This window comes from Labilibaculum sp. (assembly GCF_041595635.1).
Classification (GTDB): Bacteria; Bacteroidota; Bacteroidia; order Bacteroidales; family Marinifilaceae; genus Labilibaculum.
Genome location: NZ_JBFHJW010000005.1, coordinates 1 through 18,691, shown reverse-complemented (window position 1 = coordinate 18,691; position 18,691 = coordinate 1). Strand labels below are relative to the sequence as shown.

The 18,691-nt window shown below is 35.2% G+C and carries 13 protein-coding genes; 8 read left to right on the top strand and 5 right to left on the bottom strand.

Annotated features, from left to right (window positions below):
* Nucleotides 1-91: 91 nt before the first annotated feature.
* The 4 genes from ABYT26_RS02575 to ABYT26_RS02560 form a co-directional block, all read right to left on the bottom strand.
* Complete coding sequence (locus ABYT26_RS02575) at nt 92-1,216, bottom strand: hypothetical protein (protein WP_372751326.1); 1,125 nt, start codon at nt 1,214-1,216, stop codon at nt 92-94.
* 102 nt (nt 1,217-1,318) lie between these two features.
* Nucleotides 1,319-1,828 carry a hypothetical protein gene (locus ABYT26_RS02570; protein ID WP_372751325.1) on the bottom strand — a complete coding sequence of 170 codons (510 nt, stop codon included), beginning with the start codon at nt 1,826-1,828 and terminating at the stop codon, nt 1,319-1,321.
* A gap of 87 nt (nt 1,829-1,915) precedes the next feature.
* Nucleotides 1,916-3,208, bottom strand: a complete 1,293-nt coding sequence (gene hemL, locus ABYT26_RS02565) for a glutamate-1-semialdehyde 2,1-aminomutase (RefSeq protein WP_372751324.1) — start codon at nt 3,206-3,208, stop codon at nt 1,916-1,918.
* Nucleotides 3,209-3,220: 12 nt separating this feature from the next.
* Nucleotides 3,221-3,925, bottom strand: a complete 705-nt coding sequence (locus ABYT26_RS02560) for a uroporphyrinogen-III synthase (protein ID WP_372751323.1) — start codon at nt 3,923-3,925, stop codon at nt 3,221-3,223.
* Between the two features lie 310 nt (nt 3,926-4,235).
* Between ABYT26_RS02560 and ABYT26_RS02555 the strand changes: the two genes are divergently transcribed.
* The 3 genes from ABYT26_RS02555 (at nt 4,236) to ABYT26_RS02545 (ending at nt 10,880) form a co-directional block, all read left to right on the top strand.
* Nucleotides 4,236-6,425: a bifunctional (p)ppGpp synthetase/guanosine-3',5'-bis(diphosphate) 3'-pyrophosphohydrolase gene (locus ABYT26_RS02555; protein ID WP_372751322.1), complete on the top strand. Its 2,190-nt coding sequence runs from the start codon at nt 4,236-4,238 to the stop codon at nt 6,423-6,425.
* Nucleotides 6,426-6,647: 222 nt separating this feature from the next.
* Nucleotides 6,648-8,420, top strand: coding sequence for a DNA polymerase III subunit gamma/tau (locus tag ABYT26_RS02550; RefSeq protein ID WP_372751321.1), 1,773 nt, complete (start codon nt 6,648-6,650; stop codon nt 8,418-8,420).
* A 234-nt stretch (nt 8,421-8,654) separates the two neighbouring features.
* Complete coding sequence (locus ABYT26_RS02545; protein ID WP_372751320.1) at nt 8,655-10,880, top strand: NADP-dependent isocitrate dehydrogenase; 2,226 nt, start codon at nt 8,655-8,657, stop codon at nt 10,878-10,880.
* 99 nt (nt 10,881-10,979) lie between these two features.
* Here the strand turns inward: ABYT26_RS02545 and ABYT26_RS02540 are convergent, their stop codons facing one another.
* Nucleotides 10,980-12,575, bottom strand: a complete 1,596-nt coding sequence (locus ABYT26_RS02540) for a cation:proton antiporter (RefSeq protein ID WP_372751319.1) — start codon at nt 12,573-12,575, stop codon at nt 10,980-10,982.
* A 429-nt stretch (nt 12,576-13,004) separates the two neighbouring features.
* On the opposite strand from ABYT26_RS02540, the gene ABYT26_RS02535 reads away from it, so the two are divergent.
* The 5 genes from ABYT26_RS02535 to ABYT26_RS02515 all read left to right on the top strand — a co-directional run.
* Entirely contained in the window at nt 13,005-13,517 is a 513-nt protein-coding gene (locus tag ABYT26_RS02535) for a ferritin (protein ID WP_372751318.1), read from the top strand.
* 89 nt (nt 13,518-13,606) lie between these two features.
* Nucleotides 13,607-14,005 carry a hypothetical protein gene (locus tag ABYT26_RS02530; protein ID WP_372751317.1) on the top strand — a complete coding sequence of 133 codons (399 nt, stop codon included), beginning with the start codon at nt 13,607-13,609 and terminating at the stop codon, nt 14,003-14,005.
* 103 nt (nt 14,006-14,108) lie between these two features.
* Nucleotides 14,109-17,405: a preprotein translocase subunit SecA gene (secA, locus tag ABYT26_RS02525; RefSeq protein ID WP_372751316.1), complete on the top strand. Its 3,297-nt coding sequence runs from the start codon at nt 14,109-14,111 to the stop codon at nt 17,403-17,405.
* 98 nt (nt 17,406-17,503) lie between these two features.
* Nucleotides 17,504-18,328, top strand: a complete 825-nt coding sequence (gene lgt, locus ABYT26_RS02520; RefSeq protein WP_372751315.1) for a prolipoprotein diacylglyceryl transferase — start codon at nt 17,504-17,506, stop codon at nt 18,326-18,328.
* A 111-nt stretch (nt 18,329-18,439) separates the two neighbouring features.
* Nucleotides 18,440-18,691: hypothetical protein (locus tag ABYT26_RS02515; protein ID WP_372751314.1), on the top strand; the 252-nt coding region annotated here is incomplete at its 3' end.

The following is an 18,691-nucleotide window of genomic DNA, read 5'->3' as shown; positions in this document are numbered from 1 at the left end:
AGTCATTCTTTTTGAATTAAAGGATTGATATTCTGTCGATAAGAATGATTTGTTTGAGGTTCTAATTGAAGTGATAAAAAGGTTGCAGTTCTTACTCTATGAGTGAATTTGTTACTGTTATTTCCGTATCGCTGTGCATAGAAATACTTGGATAAACAGGATACCAAGTTCCACCTATATTATTTTGAATTACCGAGTCGTCAATAATAATATTCCCACTTAGATCGTTGGTAACAAAGAAAATAGATGATCCGTGAGTGTTTACCTCATTTTGTTCCAGTAAGCTTCCTCTAATATCTAAAGTCATGGTATTCCCATCGTTATAGATTGCTCCACCACTTCCTCCGCCAGGAGTATCAGCTTGAGCGGGATTTCCACCATTACCGATTGCTTGATTGTGAGAAAATAAACAATTTATAATGGTCCAGGAAACGCCAATACTGCTAATTGCTCCACCATTTGAGCCAGTATTTCCGTATCCTTCGGCACCACCGAAAGTACAGTTAACCAAATAAACGGGCATATTTTCGTATTGACTGAAAACGCGAAGAGCTCCGCCACCAACATCAGGTCCTTCATCAGCACACATGTTGTTAAAAAAGCGACAATTGATAATCTTTAAGCGACCACCACGCACCCAAATAGCGCCACCGCCATCGTATTTATCTTCCGATTTAGAATTACCATTGATAAAAGTGAGGTTTTGAAGTGTTAATTTTGGATGATCTTGGTTTTGGCAGTGGGACGTGGTCCAATGCTGATCTTCGTCACAAGTATTCATGTATAAAATACGGGTTTTTCCTTTTCCACTGAGAGTAACCAATCCGCCGCCATCAATTACCACTTCGTTGCTGGCATCGTTAAAAATTTTGGCTGCTTCATCCAGTTGAATGGTAAAAGGTTCGGAACCACCATCGAATACAATTTTGCCTCCCAGGGCTACAGCATCGATAAAAGCCTGAGCGGTGCAACTTTCGGGACTTCCATCACCAATAATCTGATCGGGTAGGGAAACATCTTCAAGTTGGGCTTCAGCTGGTATAGTAGCACTACCATTAGGATTTCCAGCTGCTGGATCATTATCGGTAATTTCGATTAGGTCCTGATTCTCATCTGCATTATCTGACTGATTAGAAGTGCATTTTTGAAAGAAAAAAGATCCAATTAGGATAAGAAAAAAAGGGATGTATTTAAGTTGTGAAGTTTCTGATTTCATTTTGCAGATGAATTTATTGAATGTTCTCACTGCATAGTTTAACGTACTATTAGGATGTATATTATAATTCTATTTTGCAAAAAAAAAATGGAAATAAAATCTTTACCTATGCAAAGCTTTAAGAATTTTACAAGCCCGCGAGCAGTAACCTCCGCTTTCATTTTTTATGCCTTCCTCAATAATTATGGCCAATTCATTTTTTATATCTGGTTCTTGTCGTGAAAAATTGAAGAGAATTTGCATGGCATAAACCTTTACAGCAATTGCTGATTTTTTAGAGATTAATAATTCGAAGCACGTAGTAATAAATTCGCCAGAAATATTGTTTGGCAAGGATTCTAAACTGATTAGTTTCAGAAATTGACGCATTTTGCTTGTATCGTTAAGCTGAGGAATTAACAATACCATTTGTGGTATAAGTGGACGAACTAAGTGGGGTGAAATTTCATAAACTTTATCCAATAGCCACGAAGCTCGCCATGAATGTTTTTTATCGCTTAGACAGAGCTTCCATAATTGGGCAAGATTTTCCGGATTGTTAGCAATCGTCTGGGCAATGATTTTTGCTTCTTTTTTAACAGGAAAAGGATCTATTAGTTTTTCTAAATCCATGCGGTTTAAACGTTATAACCAATGATGTAGATAAAAGGCGAAAGTAAAAAAACAGGAAGCCACGTATTGAGACTTCCTGTTTTTGAATTATTTCATGGCTGCAAGTGATTCTTTCGCAGCTTGTATTGTTTTGTCGAGTAAATCGTAGGTTAATGAATTCGATAGAAAATAACTTTCGAAGGATGATGGAGGCAAATAAATTCCTCTTTTCAGCATCTCGTGAAAGAATTTTGGGAAGTATTCATTGTTCGCAGTCGAAGAACTTTCGAAATCGACCACATCCACATCCGTAAAGAAAATACTAATCATTGAACCACAACGGTTAATTCGATAATCGAAACCTGATTCTTTAAACACCTTATCGAGGCCTTTATGAAGGTATTCGGTTTTATCTGCAAGTTCGGTGTAGATTTTCGGATTACTGTTCAGCTCGTTTAAAAGAGTGTATCCAGCAATCATAGCAATGGGATTACCCGATAAAGTTCCAGCCTGATAAACTGGGCCGGCGGGAGAAACTACATCCATAATTTTCTTAGATCCGGCATAAGCGCCAACAGGCATTCCACCTCCAATTACTTTCCCAAAAGTTAGTAAATCGGCTTTCACACCAAAATATTCCTGAGCTCCACCTTTAGCCAATCGAAAACCAGACATTACTTCATCAAAGATCAGCAAAATACCTTCTTCGTCACACACTTTTCGTAGGTCTTCCAGAAATCCTTTTTTTGGAAGAACACAGCCCATATTACCAGCAATTGCTTCAACAATAATGGCAGCAATTTCACCTTTGTTGTCAGCAATTACTTGCTTAACATCTTCAATATTGTTGTATTTTGCCGTAAGCGTGTCGTTGGCAGTTCCAGGAGTAACTCCTGGAGAATTAGGCATGCCAAAGGTGCTGGCTCCACTTCCTGCTTTAATAAGGAAAGAATCGGCATGACCGTGATAACAACCCTCAAATTTGATAAACTTGTTTCTTCCTGTATAACCTCGGGCAACACGAATTGCACTCATGCAAGCCTCTGTACCTGAATTTACCATTCTCACTTTGTCGATATTAGGAACCATATCAACGATTAATTTGGCAATTTTCACCTCTAATTCGGTGGGAGCACCAAATGAGGTGGAATGTTCTACTTTCGCTTTAATAGCTTCTATTACTTTTGGATAGGCGTGCCCCAGAATCATAGGTCCCCAAGAGGAAATAAAATCAATATATTCGTTACCATCAACATCGGTAAGAATACTTCCTTTTGCTTTTTCGATAAAAACAGGAGTTCCGCCTACAGAATTAAAAGCCCGGACAGGAGAATTTACACCGCCAGGAATGTATTGATTGGCAATGGTAAATAGTTCCGAACTTCTTTTGTATTGATACATATTATGTGTGTTTTATGAATTTAAATAATCGTTACAAATTTCCAGCATCGAATACACATTGGTTCTTTCAGACATCACAATATGATCGGTGTAATCGAGAAGTTTAACTGCTGTAGTGCTTCCTATAGCAACACAAGGAAGCGATTCATCTATTTTGTATTTCGTGAAAAAACTAATTACCGCACTAGGGCTACAAAAGCAAACAGCATCAAATTCGTGTATGGAAACTTCCGGTTGAATCAATTCGGTTCGATAGCACTGAATTTCTGTGAATTCAAACTTTTTTTCATACATAAAATCCGACAGGATATTCTGATGCAAATTACCGGTAAAATGAATGAAGGAATTTGCATTGTCTTTTTCTAGTAAATCAAGAAGAGATTGGGAGTTATGGAGTTTTGGTATTTGGGCTTTTACTCCTATTTTCCAGAGTGCTTCGGCTGTTCTTTCGCCTACAGCAAAAACTTTTTTGTCCTTTAAATTTTCTAGAGAATCGACGTGATCGGATAAACTTTTTACTGCATTTTGGCTAGTGAAAATCCAACTTGCTTTCGCTTCTGAATTTAGCAAATCGATTTTTTCCGTTGAAATAGGAATTTCTTCGATTTGAATAAATGCTTTGGCAGTAAGCAAAAGATCTAATTGACTCGCATATCTTAAATGCTCAGGACTCAATGATCGTGTAAAAAGTATGTTTTTTGTATCTGTTACTGACATAGAATTGTTCCCATTTATTTTTGATCTTGAGTTAACAAATTTAGTAAAACAGAAGATCTTTTTTGCTCTTCTAGGCATTATTTTATCAATTGTTTGAATATTAAGGAATCAGCACACGAACAATAAAGTATTGCGAATTCTAATCGTTAAAAAATACAAATCGGTTTGTCAATCAGTAATAGCTTTTATACTTTTAGAGTGCTTAATAAAGCAAAGAAAACTGATTTATGAATGATATAGGATTATAATAAAAATCAGCTTATCAGCCATATTTATAAATGTTCACTACGCAAATTGGTAAGATTACTATATGACTAAATTCAATAAGGAGGAAGAGAGAAAGCAAATATTATATCGTTACAAACATTTACTAGTGACTTGTAGAAATATTGTAACGAGAGCCGATATCAAACTGGTTCGTAAGGCTTTTGAATTAAGCTTAAAAGATCATGAGGGCGAGAGAAGAACTAATGGGGAACCTGCTATTTATAAAAGCATTTCTATTGCTCAAATTGTTGTGGAAGAATTAGGCTTAGGTAGAACTTCTGTAATCTGCTCTCTACTTTACGATATTGTCCAGAAAAAACAAATAACATTAGAAGAGATTTCTGACCTTTTCGGTGATAAGGTAAGTCAAATTATTAGTGGATTGGTTAGGGTTACTGATATTTACAATCAAAACCCAAGTTTAGAATCTGAAAATTTTCGGAAACTATTGCTCAGTTTTGCCGACGATGTTCGTGTGGTACTGATTATAATGGCTGATCGATTGTTTAACCTTAGAAATTTAGAAAATAAAACTGAAAAGGTACAGAAAGCCTTAGCTAAAGAGATAGAGTTTCTTTACATTCCTTTTGCTCATCGCTTGGGAATGTACAATGTGAAATCGGATATGGAAGATTTGGCTCTGCGCTACCTTCAGCCTGATGTTTATTTTGATATTGAAAAGAAATTAAAGGATAGTGAGGAGGAGCGTCAAAAATACATTCATGATTTTGTGAAGCCAATTCAAGTGGAATTGGATCAGTTAGGTCTAAATTATAAGATTAAAGCAAGAACAAAATCGATTGCCTCTATTCTTCACAAAATGAAAACCAAGCAGGTTGAATTCGAAGAAGTATATGATATTTTTGCCATTCGGGTGATTCTAAAAGCAAATGCAAAGAAAGAAAAATCGGAATGTTGGAAAGTTTATTCAGCAGTTAGTGATTTGTATCGTCCTAATCCTAAGCGATTAAGAGATTGGATTACCATCCCTAAATCCAATGGTTATGAATCTTTGCATACTACAGTAATGGGTCCCAATAATCGTTGGGTAGAAGTTCAGATTCGTTCCAAACGGATGAATAAAATTGCCGAACAAGGTTTTGCGGCTCACTGGAAATACAAAGGAGGAAAAGGAGAAGGAGGCCTTGATGCTTGGCTACAGGATGTGCGTGAAGTAATTGAAAGTCAAGGTACTGATTCTATTGATTTAATAGATGAATTTAAAGCTGATTTGTATCACAAAGAAATTTATGTATTCACTCCTAAAGGAGATTTAAAACAATTATCAGCAGGAGCTACTTTACTCGATTTCGCGTATTCTATTCACTCCGATGTTGGTGATAAATGTATTGGAGGAACTGTAAACCAAAAAAATGTTTCCATTAAGCAGGTTTTAAACAATGGAGATCAGGTTGCCATTACCACCTCTAATTCTCAAAAACCAAAAGCAGATTGGTTGAATTTTGTTGTTTCAACCAAGGCGAAAAATAAAATCCGTCAATCGATTAAAGAGGAATTACTTAAGGAAGCTGATTTGGGTAAGGAGATGCTTAAGCGAAGGATGAAAAATTGGAAAGTTGATTTTGACGATGAAAATATCAGAAAGCTTTTGAATTTTTACAAGTACAAATTAGCTGTTGATTTGTATCAGGGAATTGCGTTGGAACAACATGATTTGTCGCAGATTAAGGATATTTTAACGGAAAAAAAAGAGACCGAAAAAGTTGAGGCTGAATTGCCTGAATATTCTTCAAAGAAAATTACCAAAGAAGGCGAAGATGTTTTAATTGTAGATGAAAATATATCGAATGTAGATTATTCTTTGGCCAATTGTTGTAACCCAATTTTTGGAGATGAAATTTTTGGCTTTATTACCATTGGAAAAGGAATTCGTATCCATCGAATTGGCTGTCCGAATGCTGCCGAAATGCAGAGTCGTTACCCTTACCGTGTTGTAAAAGCCAACTGGACTGATAAAGGATCTGCTTCCTATCAAGCTGTTTTGCACATTACTGGAGAAGATGAATTGGGTATTGTAAGTAATATTTCTGATGTGATTTCTAAAGATTTACGAGTGCAAATGAGAGCGATTGCTGTTGATACTAATGCAGGGTCGTTTGTGGGGAACCTTACCGTAGTGGTAGCTAGTACAGAACATCTGGATACATTAATAGTGAAACTGAAACGTGTAAAAGGAGTGCAACGTGTTACTCGTTATGATCCGGTAAGCTAAGTCAAAACCTAAAAAACAAACAAGAAGGATGGATCTCAAAAGTTTCATCCTTTTTTTCTGGTTAAATGCAGTTTTTCAGTATTGCATTTAACCAGCTTTGAGTAAGAAGATTAAAAAAAACATTGAAATTCCTGTAAGTTCTCTGGTGATTTATTTGTATTGATTGAGTATATTTGGAATTCGAAAAATACACACCAATTCAGGTTTTTTTCTTTAAGTTTTATGGAGAATTATATTGTTTCAGCACGTAAGTATCGTCCCTCGATCTTTTCCTCAGTTGTCGGCCAGGCGTCCATTACTGTCACCCTTAAAAATGCCATTAAAAACAATCATTTGGCTCATGCCTACTTGTTTTGTGGTCCTCGTGGTGTAGGGAAAACTTCTTGTGCCCGAATATTTGCTAAAACTATAAATTGTTCAAATATTGGATCCGATTATGAAGCTTGCGATGAATGTGAATCGTGCGCTGCTTTCAATCAGAATCGTTCCTATAATATTCATGAATTAGATGCGGCCTCGAACAATTCAGTTGAAGACATTCGAAATCTTATTGATCAGGTTCGTATTCCCCCGCAAATTGGTAGCTATAGCATTTATATTATCGACGAGGTTCATATGCTTTCGGCTTCGGCATTTAATGCCTTTTTGAAAACATTGGAAGAACCACCCGCTCATGCTATTTTTGTGTTGGCAACAACCGAAAAACACAAAATACTTCCGACAATTTTATCCCGTTGTCAGATTTTTGATTTTAATCGTATTAAAGTAGACGATTCGGTAAAGCATCTTCAGGGAATTGCTATCAAAGAAGGGGTAAAAATAGATGAAGAAGGATTAAATGTGATTGCTCAAAAGGCCGATGGAGCCATGCGGGATGCCTTATCTATTTTCGATCAAATTGTTAGCTTTTCGGGCAAAGAGATATCCTATGAAAATGTGATTCAAAATTTGAACGTTTTGGATTACGACTACTATTTTAAAATGGTAGATGCATTTTTGGAAGGGAAGGTTTCAGAGGTGCTTCTTTTGTTGAATGAAATTATTGAGAAGGGATTTGATGGACACCATTTTATAGCTGGACTAAATGCTCATATTCGTGATGTATTGGTAGGAAAAGATCCGGCAACGGTTCAATTACTCGAAATAAGTGATTCTGTGAAACAGAAATACATTGATCAAGCTCAAAAATGTCCGCTCGATTTTCTATATGATGCACTCAAAATTCTAAATCAATGCGACATTGGTTTTAAAGTAAGTCAAAACAAGAGGCTTCTTATCGAATTAAGCTTAATTCAATTATCACAGATAGTTGAATTAAAAAAAAAAGGACTTGAAGTAAATCTAAATAGTAAAAAACTTCAGAAAATTATTGTTGATGGTGAAGCTTTAAGCACTGTTACAAAGGCAAAAACAAAATCCACTAAGCCAAAAAACGAATTATTGACTGATAAAGGTGGAGCTTACCATAAAAATAAGTTAGAACATACAGGCAATACTGAATCCATAAAATCGCATTTTGCAAGTTCAGTATCCATAAAGCAGGCTTTAAATAAGGGAATTCAAAGGCCTAATTACAGTTCGAAACCTGCAGATACGAAAAAGACCGAGAGTTCAGGTCGGGAGGTGTTAGGAAACGAACCCATTACGCAAGAAAATCTGGAAGCAAAGCTCAAGGAATACATTATAATAAAAGGCAAGAGTGATCGTATAAGATTGGCATTAACGGTAAATAAACCGAAAATATCAGATTCTCACGAAGTCATTTTGCGTGTTAGTAATCCCTTGCAGGTGGATGACGTTATTTCGGTAAAAAATGAAGTGCGAAACTATTTGAGAAAAGAATTAAACAATTCTAAAATTCAAATTAAAACAGAAATCATCCAAACCAAAACAAAAAAAAAGATATATACAGATTCCGATCGTTTCAATTACTTATGCGAAAAGAATCCGGCTTTAGGATTACTAAAACAAAAATTCTCACTTGATTTTGAATAACAATTAGAAATATGATATTTTGCTTGCATATATAAACAATAAGGCTTCTGTACAAAACAGAAGCCTTTTTTTATAAATAAGCATAATGATTCAAAAAAAGGAGGGTATTTTGAGGCAGAAAATAAAAAAAATACATACGTTTAAGTAAATTTTAAGTTGTGCTTCGTTTCAACTTGTATTAAGGCGTAAAGCCTATTTTTTATTCATTATTAAATTATTCAAAATACAACCAATATGACACAAAAGTCAAAAATTATTTACACTAAAATTGATGAAGCTCCGGCATTGGCCACCTATTCATTATTACCCATAATTAAAGCATTCACAAAAACTTCAGGGGTTGAAATAGAAACTAAGGATATTTCTTTAGCAGCAAGAATTATTGCCAATTTTCCTGAAAATTTAACCGAGGAGCAAAAAGTAGCTGATAATTTAGCTGAATTGGGAGCATTGACTTTAAAACCAGAAGCGAACATTATTAAATTACCCAATATTAGTGCTTCAATACCACAATTGCGTGCTGCCATTGCAGAACTGCAAGCCAAAGGATATAAGATTCCTGATTATCCTGAAGAAGCTAAAACTGATGAAGAAAAAGTACTTCAAGTAAGATTTGCAAAAGTTTTAGGAAGTGCAGTAAATCCTGTTTTACGTGAAGGAAACTCTGATCGTAGGGCTGCCGCTTCAGTAAAAAAATATGCACAAAATAATCCTCACAGAATGGGCGCATGGTCTTCCGATTCAAAAGCTCAGGTGGCTTATATGACAGAGGGAGATTTTTATGGCTCTGAAAAATCAGTAACTGTTAAAGAGGCAACAGATGTGAAAATTGAATTTGTAGATCCATCAGGAAAAACAACAATTTTAAAAGAAAAAACAGAACTATTAGCAGGAGAAGTGATTGATGCCTCTATTATGAATGTGAAGGCGCTTCGCAAGTTTTATGCAGAACAAATTGCCGATGCTAAAAAACAAGGAGTATTGCTTTCTCTCCATTTGAAAGCAACCATGATGAAAATTTCTGATCCTGTAATGTTTGGCCATGCAGTTGAGGTTTTTTATAAAGATGTTTTTGAGAAGCATGCTGAGGTCATCAAAAAATTAGGTGTAAATGTAAACAATGGACTGGGTGACCTTTATGCTAAAATTGAAAGCTTGCCAGCTGATAAAAAAGCAGAAATTGAAGCTGATATTATGGCTGTTTATACGACTAGTCCTGATTTAGCTATGGTTGATTCTGATAAGGGAATTACTAATTTACATGTTCCTAATAATGTAATTATTGATGCTTCAATGCCAGTTGTGATTCGCGATTCGGGAAAAATGTGGAATAAGGAAGGCAAATTGCAAGACACAAAAGCCATGATTCCAGATAGATGCTACGCAACAATGTATCAGGTAGTTATTGATGACTGTAAGAAAAATGGTGCATTCGATCCTAGAACGATGGGAAGTGTAGCGAATGTTGGTTTAATGGCTCAAAAGGCAGAAGAATATGGTTCACACGATAAAACTTTCTTTGCTCCAGCAGCAGGAATCATTCGTGTAGTAGATGCAAAAGGCTCCAGCTTATTGGAACAAATTGTTGAAAAAGGAGATATCTTTAGAATGTGTCAAGCCAAAGATGCTCCAATTAAAGATTGGGTGAAGTTAGCTGTAAACAGAGCTAAAGCCACAGGATCTCCCGCAATTTTCTGGTTAGATGAAAACAGAGGACACGATGCTGAAATCATCAAAAAAGTAAAAGCTTATCTTCCTGAATTTATTTCAGAAGGAGTAGATGTTAAAATTCTTGCTCCTGATGATGCTATGAAAATTTCTTTGGAAAGAATCAGAAAAGGATTAGATACAATTTCGGTTTCGGGTAATGTGATCCGTGATTATCTAACCGATTTGTTTCCAATTATCGAATTAGGAACAAGTGCAAAAATGCTTTCTATCGTTCCATTAATGAATGGTGGTGGATTGTTCGAAACAGGCGCAGGAGGATCTGCACCTAAGCATGTGCAGCAATTTCTTCAGGAAGGACACTTACGATGGGATTCTTTAGGAGAGTATCTTGCTTTGGGCGTTTCCTTAGAACATCTTGCAGCAAAATACAACAATAAAAAAGCAGCTTTATTCGCTAACACACTCGATGCAGGAGTTAGTAAGTTTTTAGAAGAAAAAAAGTCTCCATCACGTAAAGTAAATGAATTGGATAACAGAGGCTCTCATTTTTATTTGGCTATGTATTGGGCACAAGCTTTAGCTAGTCAAACTGAAGATGTAGAATTACAAGCTAGTTTTAAAAAGGTGGCTCAGCAATTAGAAGCAAACGAGCAGAAGATTGTTACTGAATTAAACGAAGCTCAAGGAAAAGCGATGAATATTGGAGGTTACTATTTGCCAAACATTGAACTTTTGACCAAAGCAATGCGTCCAAGTAAAACTTTTAATTCGATTATTGATGCGATCTAATTGATGTCAATTCTTTAAAAGAATCATAAATACTGAAGGCCTTCCAATTTGGGAGGCCTTTAATGTGATCTGTAAATTCCACGCTTTATTTAAAATGTTTTATCTGCTAGAACCAATATCAACGGAGCTGCAGACATGATTTGCAAAACCATAACCAGCTTCAGAATAGATATCATAGACCGCATCTACATTCATTTTTTCCAACTGTTTACGTTCATCTTCAAAACGTGCAATCGCAGCTATGTTTCCATTAAAACCGGTAATTTTAAGCTGTTCTATAGCAAATACATTTGATTTGTGGTCGTTCATGCAAAGCATGATCAATTTTACATCGTGATGATTAGATGTTTTAAAAGTACTTTCCCAGAACTCACTATCCGATGCATCATCTTGTTGAATTATTATGCCTTCTTTTTTTAATTTTTGAACGATATCGTAATTGTAATCCAAACCAAGAACTTTACGACCATGTATTTTATTCAGTTGATTGTAAACCGACAAACCTAATTTTCCCATTCCAAAAACCAGAATCTCAGCATCTCCAATATCAAAAGTTTTATCATAAATAAGACGATTTTGAGTCTCAAATCTACGCAAGTAGTCTTTTAAATTTGAATATATCTTGTGCGCCTTCGAATTAAGGGGTGCAGAGATGATAAATGTAATAGACACGGCAATGGCAATAGCAACCAACCAATCGGAAGGAATAAGATTCTTAGCTACTGCAATGGAAGCTACAATTAATCCAAATTCACTAAAATTAGCAAGCGCTAAGGAGGTAAATAAAGAGGTTCTTGCACGTACTTTAAATCGTGTTAGGACAAAGAAATACAAGATTACTTTTAGATTTATTGCTAAGGCTAAAACAATTGCCACTTTAAAAATTTGAAGGGTAGGTAGTCCCATGAGTCCAATGGATAAGAAAAATCCAATGAGAAAGATGTCCTTGAAACTCATGAGTGAGTTGGCTAATTCTTTTGCCTTTTTATGATTAGAGATTAATATCCCAACAATTAGTGCTCCTAAATCAGCTTTTAAACCAACAATTTTAAACAGTTCGGCACCAACAACTAATGCTAAAAAGAAACCGTAGAGTACTAAAATTTCTCCATGGCCAATTTTGTCAAGTATCAGCAATAGTAATGGACGAATAATTACAAATAATACAGGTATGCCAATAGCCCAGATGGATGGTAACTTTCCTGCAACTATTACAATGTAGAGAACTGCAAATATATCTTGTATAATTAAAATACCAATTGAGAGAACTCCATAAGCTGATTTTAATTCGCTTTTATCTTCTAAAATTTTTACCGCATAAATTGTGCTGGAAAAACTAAGAGCAAAGCCGATGATTAAGGCTTGTTTCCAATCAAAATTAGCAAATATGTGCAAAGAGCTAAAACTCAATACAAACACAATTAAACCCATGAGTAAGGTTACCAGTAACATATGTATTGATGCACCTCCCCAAATTTCGCGGTGCAATAGGTCTTTAATCCGCAATTTAAGACCAATGGTAAATAAAAGTAGGGTGATACCAAGCTCTGAGATAGTCTGAATGAGATCATCAGGTTCAGCACCGAAATATTTGAGAGTAAAACCTGCAATAAGATATCCGACCATTGGTGGAAATCCAATTAATTTAACAAGAAGACCAAGAGCGAAAGCAATGGCTAGCCAAAGTGGATCCATAGTAGTTAATTTTGAAGTAAGTCCGTTTTTTTGCTTTCGGAAATTAAAAATAGAGATAAAAATCTATAGTGTGAGCTTGTTTTACAAAAAAAATGAGGAAAGATGTTTGATATTGATATTTTTTCTATACTAGAGTCAACAATTAGGATTAGAAGGAGATTTTGACAGATAAAAAATGATAATACAGCATGACTATCCAAACTTTTTCATTCTTTGATTATTATTGATAATAATTCTTGTGAGAATACAATTTATTTGAAATTCTTAGTTCTAAACCATATCAAAGATATGTATACTTGATAATCCAAGAAGCAATGATTTTGGGTTAAGTGTAAAATAGAATTAATCTTCATTAGCATTCCTACCGTGTTTGTTTAATTCTTCTTATTTTTATCGAAAATAAGATAACACATAAAAACGATAAACACTATGGCTATTAATAAGAATGTAGAGAAAATTTTGAATAAGCAAATTAATGAAGAATTTTGGTCTGCTTATTTTTATTTATCAATGTCGAACTATTGCAATGCGAATGGCATGCCTGGTTTTGCTAACTGGATGAAGGTACAGTTTCAGGAGGAAACATCTCATGCAATGAAAATGTTGGATTATATTAACGAAAGAAGCGGTAGAGTGATTCTAGAGCCAATTGCTGAAGTTCCTGCTGAGTGGAATGGAATCTTGGAAATTTTTGAAGAGACTTTAAAGCATGAGGAATTGGTGACTAGTTTAATTAATGATTGTGTGAATGTTGCCATTGAAGAAAAAGATCATGCAACAGTGAATTTTCTACAATGGTTTGTCGATGAACAAGTAGAAGAGGAAGCAACTGTGAATGAAATTCTGGATCAATTAAAAATGATTGAAGGAAAAGGTCAAGGTCTTTATATGATGGACAAAGAATTTAAGGCTAGAGTTTTTGTAGATGCTACTCAAGCCTAGTTAAAAAAATATAAAATAGTATTTAAAGCCTCACTTTGTGGGGCTTTTTTTATGATATTGAATCATTAATTCAATAAAATTATCTACTTTTGGCTTCAATGGACATGAACAGATATCTCATAGTTGTATTTTGTGTGCTCACAGGTTGTGCAGCAGCAGTTCCTTTCGCAAATAGCTCGGATCTGTCTGTTGATAATCAAGTGTTTGCGGAGTGGTATGCAGATCATGCTTATCAGTTCGAGGAAAGCTATTCGTTGCCAATACTTGCTCAGTTTGAGCAGGATCAGTTTGCTGAAAAATGCTTTCAAAAAGGAAATCAGATTTCTTTACTTGAGAATTTACCTGAATTTCCAGTAGCAAATCAAGCTACATCTATTCAAAACATTCCTATATCGCAGGATTTTGTGTGCTTTTATAATTTCTCAGAAGTTATTATTAGCAACATATGCAAAGGCGATTTTCATATCCGAGCTCCTGCCTTGGGGTAAGTTTATTGTCCTGTATTCCAATAGGACATGTCATCTATTATAAATTATTGATTTTTAGCTTTTTTGCTAAAAATATTTTACACATCGAAATCAACAAATCAAAATGGGTTTTATAGATAGTGCATTGGGTAAACTGTTTGGTAATAAATCAGATAGAGACCTTAAAGAGTTGAGTCCTTATTTAGGCAAAATTAAAGAAGAATACGATAGAGTTACCAAATTAAGTATAGATGATCTTCGCGGAGAATCTACTTTGCTAAAACAACGTATTCAAGATTATATAAAAGTAGAAAAAGACGAAATAACAAGTCTTAAAAAGAAGATTGATAATAAGGACGTTACAATTAACGAAAGAGAAGAAATATACGATCAGATTGACGATATTGAAAAGAAGATCGATGATAAAATAGAAGAAGTTTTGGAAGAAATTCTTCCTACAGCTTTTGCAATTGTTAAAGATACAGCTCGTAGATTTACTGAAAATGAGGAGCTGGAAGTAACTGCCTCTCAGTTTGATCGTGATTTAGCTCCTTTCCACGATAACATACAAATAGATGGTGATACAGCAGTTTACTTTAATTCATGGATCGCTGGTGGAACTGAGATTACCTGGAACATGATTCACTATGATGTTCAGCTAATTGGTGGAACTGTTCTTCATCAAGGAAAAATTGCCGAAATGGCAACAGGTGAAGGTAAAACATTAGTAGCAACCTTGCCTGTATTTTTGAATGCATTAACAGGTAGAGGTGTGCATGTAATTACTGTTAATGATTACCTTGCAAAACGTGACTCAGAATGGATGGGACCGTTGTATCAATTCCATGGCTTGTCTGTTGATTGTATCGATAAACATTCACCAAATTCTGACGCTCGTAGAAAAGCATATGCTTCCGATATTACGTTTGGAACCAATAACGAATTTGGTTTTGATTATTTACGTGATAATATGGCAACCAATCCTAAGGATTTGGTGCAACGTCGTCACAATTATTCAATTGTCGATGAAGTTGACTCTGTTTTAGTTGATGATGCTCGTACACCATTAATTATTTCGGGTCCAATTCCAAGAGGTGAACATCAGCAATTCGACGAACTAAAACCTAAAGTACAAGGTTTGGTGAAAGCTCAGAATGAATTAGTGATGAAAATCTTTACTGAATCAAAAAAATTACTGAATAGTGATGATAAAAAAGAGGTAGAGGAAGGTGCAAAACTATTGTTGAGGACTTATAAAGGTTTGCCAAAAATGAAACCACTCATTAAATTTTTAAGTGAGCAGGGTAATAAGGCAAGTCTTTTAAAGACCGAAAATTTCTATATGCAGGAGAATAACAAAAATATGCATATCATTACTGATGAGTTGTATTTTGTTATCGACGAGCAACATAATTCTATCGAGTTAACCGACAAGGGTATCGATTTAATTAGTTCTAATATTGAGGATGCCGGTTTCTTTGTATTGCCAGATATTGGATCTGAAGTTGCTGCAATCGAAAAATCAGATCTTTCGGACGAAGAAAAATTAGCCAAAAAAGATGAGATGATTCAAAGTTATGCCGTTCGATCAGAACGTGTTCATACTATTAATCAACTTTTAAAAGCCTATACGCTTTTCGAAAAAGATGTTGAATATGTGTTGATGGACGGAAAAGTAAAGATTGTTGATGAGCAAACGGGTCGTATTATGGAAGGCCGTCGTTACTCCGATGGTCTGCATCAGGCAATTGAAGCCAAAGAAAGTGTAAAAGTGGAAGCTGCCACCCAAACATTTGCTACAATTACGCTTCAGAACTACTTTAGAATGTATCACAAACTATCGGGAATGACCGGTACTGCAGAAACAGAAGCAGGTGAACTTTGGGATATTTACAAATTGGAAGTTGTAGTAATTCCAACCAATCGTCCAATTTGTCGTGATGATAGAGAAGATTTGGTTTACAAAACAAAACGTGAAAAATACAGTGCAGTAATCGATGAGATAGTTGCGTTGGTTGAAGCTGGTCGTCCGGTTTTGGTGGGTACAACTTCGGTTGAGATTTCAGAATTGCTTGGTCGTATGCTTAAAATTAAAGGAATTAAGCACAATGTATTGAATGCAAAATTACATCAACGCGAAGCAGATATTGTTGCAGAAGCAGGACAATCGGGAACGGTTACTATTGCAACCAATATGGCAGGTCGTGGTACTGATATTAAACTTACCGATGAAGTGAAAGCTGCTGGTGGTTTGGCAATTATTGGTACAGAACGTCACGATTCTCGTCGTGTCGACAGACAGTTACGTGGTCGTGCAGGTCGTCAGGGAGATGTTGGATCTTCTCAATTCTTTGTGTCGCTGGAAGATGATTTGATGCGTTTGTTTAGCTCCGATCGTATTGTGAAGTTGATGGATAGAATGGGTTTGAAAGAGGGAGAAGTAATTCAGCACAGTATGATTACCAAATCCATTGAAAGAGCTCAGAAAAAAGTAGAGGAAAATAACTTCGGAATTCGTAAAAGACTATTGGAGTACGATGACGTCATGAACTCTCAACGTGAGGTAATTTATAAACGTCGTCGTCATGCATTATTTGGAGAGCGTATTCAGGTTGATATCGCCAATATGATGTACGATTTATCGGAAGTAATTGTGAATGATTATTACGGTGGTGATTTTGAGGATTTTAAAATGGATTTGATCCGTACATTTTCAACAGACTCGCCAGTTAGTGAGGATGAATTCATGAAGAAAAAACCAGAAGAACTTGTAGAAAAAATTTATGGTGTAGTTGTAAATAACTACAAGCGTAAAGTGGAAGCAATCAGCAAGCAAGCTTATCCGGTAATTAAAAATGTGTACGAAACAAAAGCAGAAATGTATGAGAACATCGTAGTTCCATTTACCGACGGATCTAAAATGTTTCAAGTCGTAACCAATTTGAAAAAAGCTTACGATACTAATGCTGAAGATTTAGTTCACTCCTTCGAAAAAGCTTCCATTCTTGCAACTATTGATGATTCTTGGAAAGAACACTTGCGTGAAATGGATGATTTGAAACAATCGGTTCAAAATGCATCTTACGAACAAAAAGATCCATTATTGATTTACAAATTTGAGTCTTTCAATTTGTTTAAAACAATGATTGAAACTGTGAACAAAAATGTTGTGAGTAGCCTAATGAAAGGTCATATTCCACTGTCGGATCCTGAAGAAGTTCGTCAGGCAAAAGAGAGGAAAAGAACTGATTTAAGCAAAATGAAAACTTCAAAAGAGGAGATAGGATCTGGCAAAGAAAAATCTGCACCCAAAAAGATGGAGCCTGTTCGCGCCGCTCAAAAAGTGGGGAGAAATGAGCCTTGCCCTTGTGGTAGTGGTAAAAAATACAAACAATGCCACGGAAAAGGAGTTACGGCTTAATTTCCATAATTAAAAAAATCATACTACATTCACATGGATTGTTTCGAGCTACGAAACAATCCATTTAGCTTTACTTACCAAACTTTAAAATAAATAATATGTTGCTTTCAATCCTTTGGGATATCGACCCGGAAATATTTAGTTTACCTATCAATTGGTGGATATTCGGAACGATTTCTATTCGTTGGTACGGATTACTATTTGCATTAGGCTTTTTGCTAGGATATTATATCGTAGAAAAAATGTTTAAACGAGATGGTGTTGAATTGGAATGGCTCGATAAGGTATTTATTTATACCATGATTGCAACAGTTGTAGGAGCTCGTTTGGGACATGTTTTTTTCTATGGATGGGAATTCTATTCACAACATCCATCTGAAATAATTAAAATTTGGCATGGCGGTTTAGCTTCGCACGGTGCGGCCATTGGAATTATTACTGCGCTTTGGCTATATTCTAAAAAAGTAAGCAAGAAACCAATGCTTTGGATAATGGATTATGTGGTAATTCCCGTAGCTTTGGCAGGATGTTTTATTCGTTTGGGAAATTTAATGAATTCTGAAATTATTGGTATTCAGACTCATTCCAATTGGGGATTTGAATTTATCAGAGCATCTATTTATGAGCCAACAGCACCTCGTCATCCAGCTCAGTTGTATGAATCGATTTGTTACCTTATTTCTTTTGCTATTTTGATGTTTATGTATTGGAAAACCAATGCAAAACAATACCAAGGAAGACTTTTTGGTACATTTTTCGTGCTGATTTTTTCGGCTCGTTTCTTTATTGAGTTTGTTAAAGAAAATCAGGAAGCTTTTGAGCAAGGAATGTTACTAAATATGGGCCAACTGTTAAGTATTCCATTAATATTAATGGGCTTGTTCTTTCTGATTCGATCCTATCGAATTAGTCCTCAGAAATAGTTATTGATAAAAAATAGAAAAGCCGAATCTTAATTGATTCGGCTTTTTTATTGTAATTTTTTATAAATTTATTGTTGAACGAATAATTAATGGTCAATAATAAAAATAGATATGGTTAAAATAGAAAAAATATCATTTTTAATCTCTTTTGGGATTGTTTTTATCACTTTGGTATCAAAATTACCCTTTCTCGTTTTTTTACTTCTTCTTTTTGCTCTGATCTATCTGTTTGCTGGTTGGTATTTATTATCTATGGAGGTAAAGAATAGCCAAAAAATATTGCCTTTCATAGTTTCTTATCTAATAGCACAAACCTATATTGCAATTGTATTTGGAATAAGAGACTATCCATTGAAAGAAGTG

Bases quoted from the DNA above. Each gene is read 5' to 3' on its own strand.
- secA (WP_372751316.1), top strand. From the start codon at position 14,109: ATGGGTTTTATAGATAGTGCATTGGGTAAACTGTTTGGTAATAAATCA.
- ABYT26_RS02535 (WP_372751318.1), top strand. From the start codon at position 13,005: ATGGCTATTAATAAGAATGTAGAGAAAATTTTGAATAAGCAAATTAAT.
- ABYT26_RS02550 (WP_372751321.1), top strand. From the start codon at position 6,648: ATGGAGAATTATATTGTTTCAGCACGTAAGTATCGTCCCTCGATCTTT.
- ABYT26_RS02540 (WP_372751319.1), bottom strand. From the start codon at position 12,575: ATGGATCCACTTTGGCTAGCCATTGCTTTCGCTCTTGGTCTTCTTGTT.
- ABYT26_RS02575 (WP_372751326.1), bottom strand. From the start codon at position 1,216: ATGAAATCAGAAACTTCACAACTTAAATACATCCCTTTTTTTCTTATC.
- ABYT26_RS02555 (WP_372751322.1), top strand. From the start codon at position 4,236: ATGACTAAATTCAATAAGGAGGAAGAGAGAAAGCAAATATTATATCGT.
- hemL (WP_372751324.1), bottom strand. From the start codon at position 3,208: ATGTATCAATACAAAAGAAGTTCGGAACTATTTACCATTGCCAATCAA.
- lgt (WP_372751315.1), top strand. From the start codon at position 17,504: ATGTTGCTTTCAATCCTTTGGGATATCGACCCGGAAATATTTAGTTTA.
- ABYT26_RS02545 (WP_372751320.1), top strand. From the start codon at position 8,655: ATGACACAAAAGTCAAAAATTATTTACACTAAAATTGATGAAGCTCCG.
- ABYT26_RS02570 (WP_372751325.1), bottom strand. From the start codon at position 1,828: ATGGATTTAGAAAAACTAATAGATCCTTTTCCTGTTAAAAAAGAAGCA.
- ABYT26_RS02560 (WP_372751323.1), bottom strand. From the start codon at position 3,925: ATGTCAGTAACAGATACAAAAAACATACTTTTTACACGATCATTGAGT.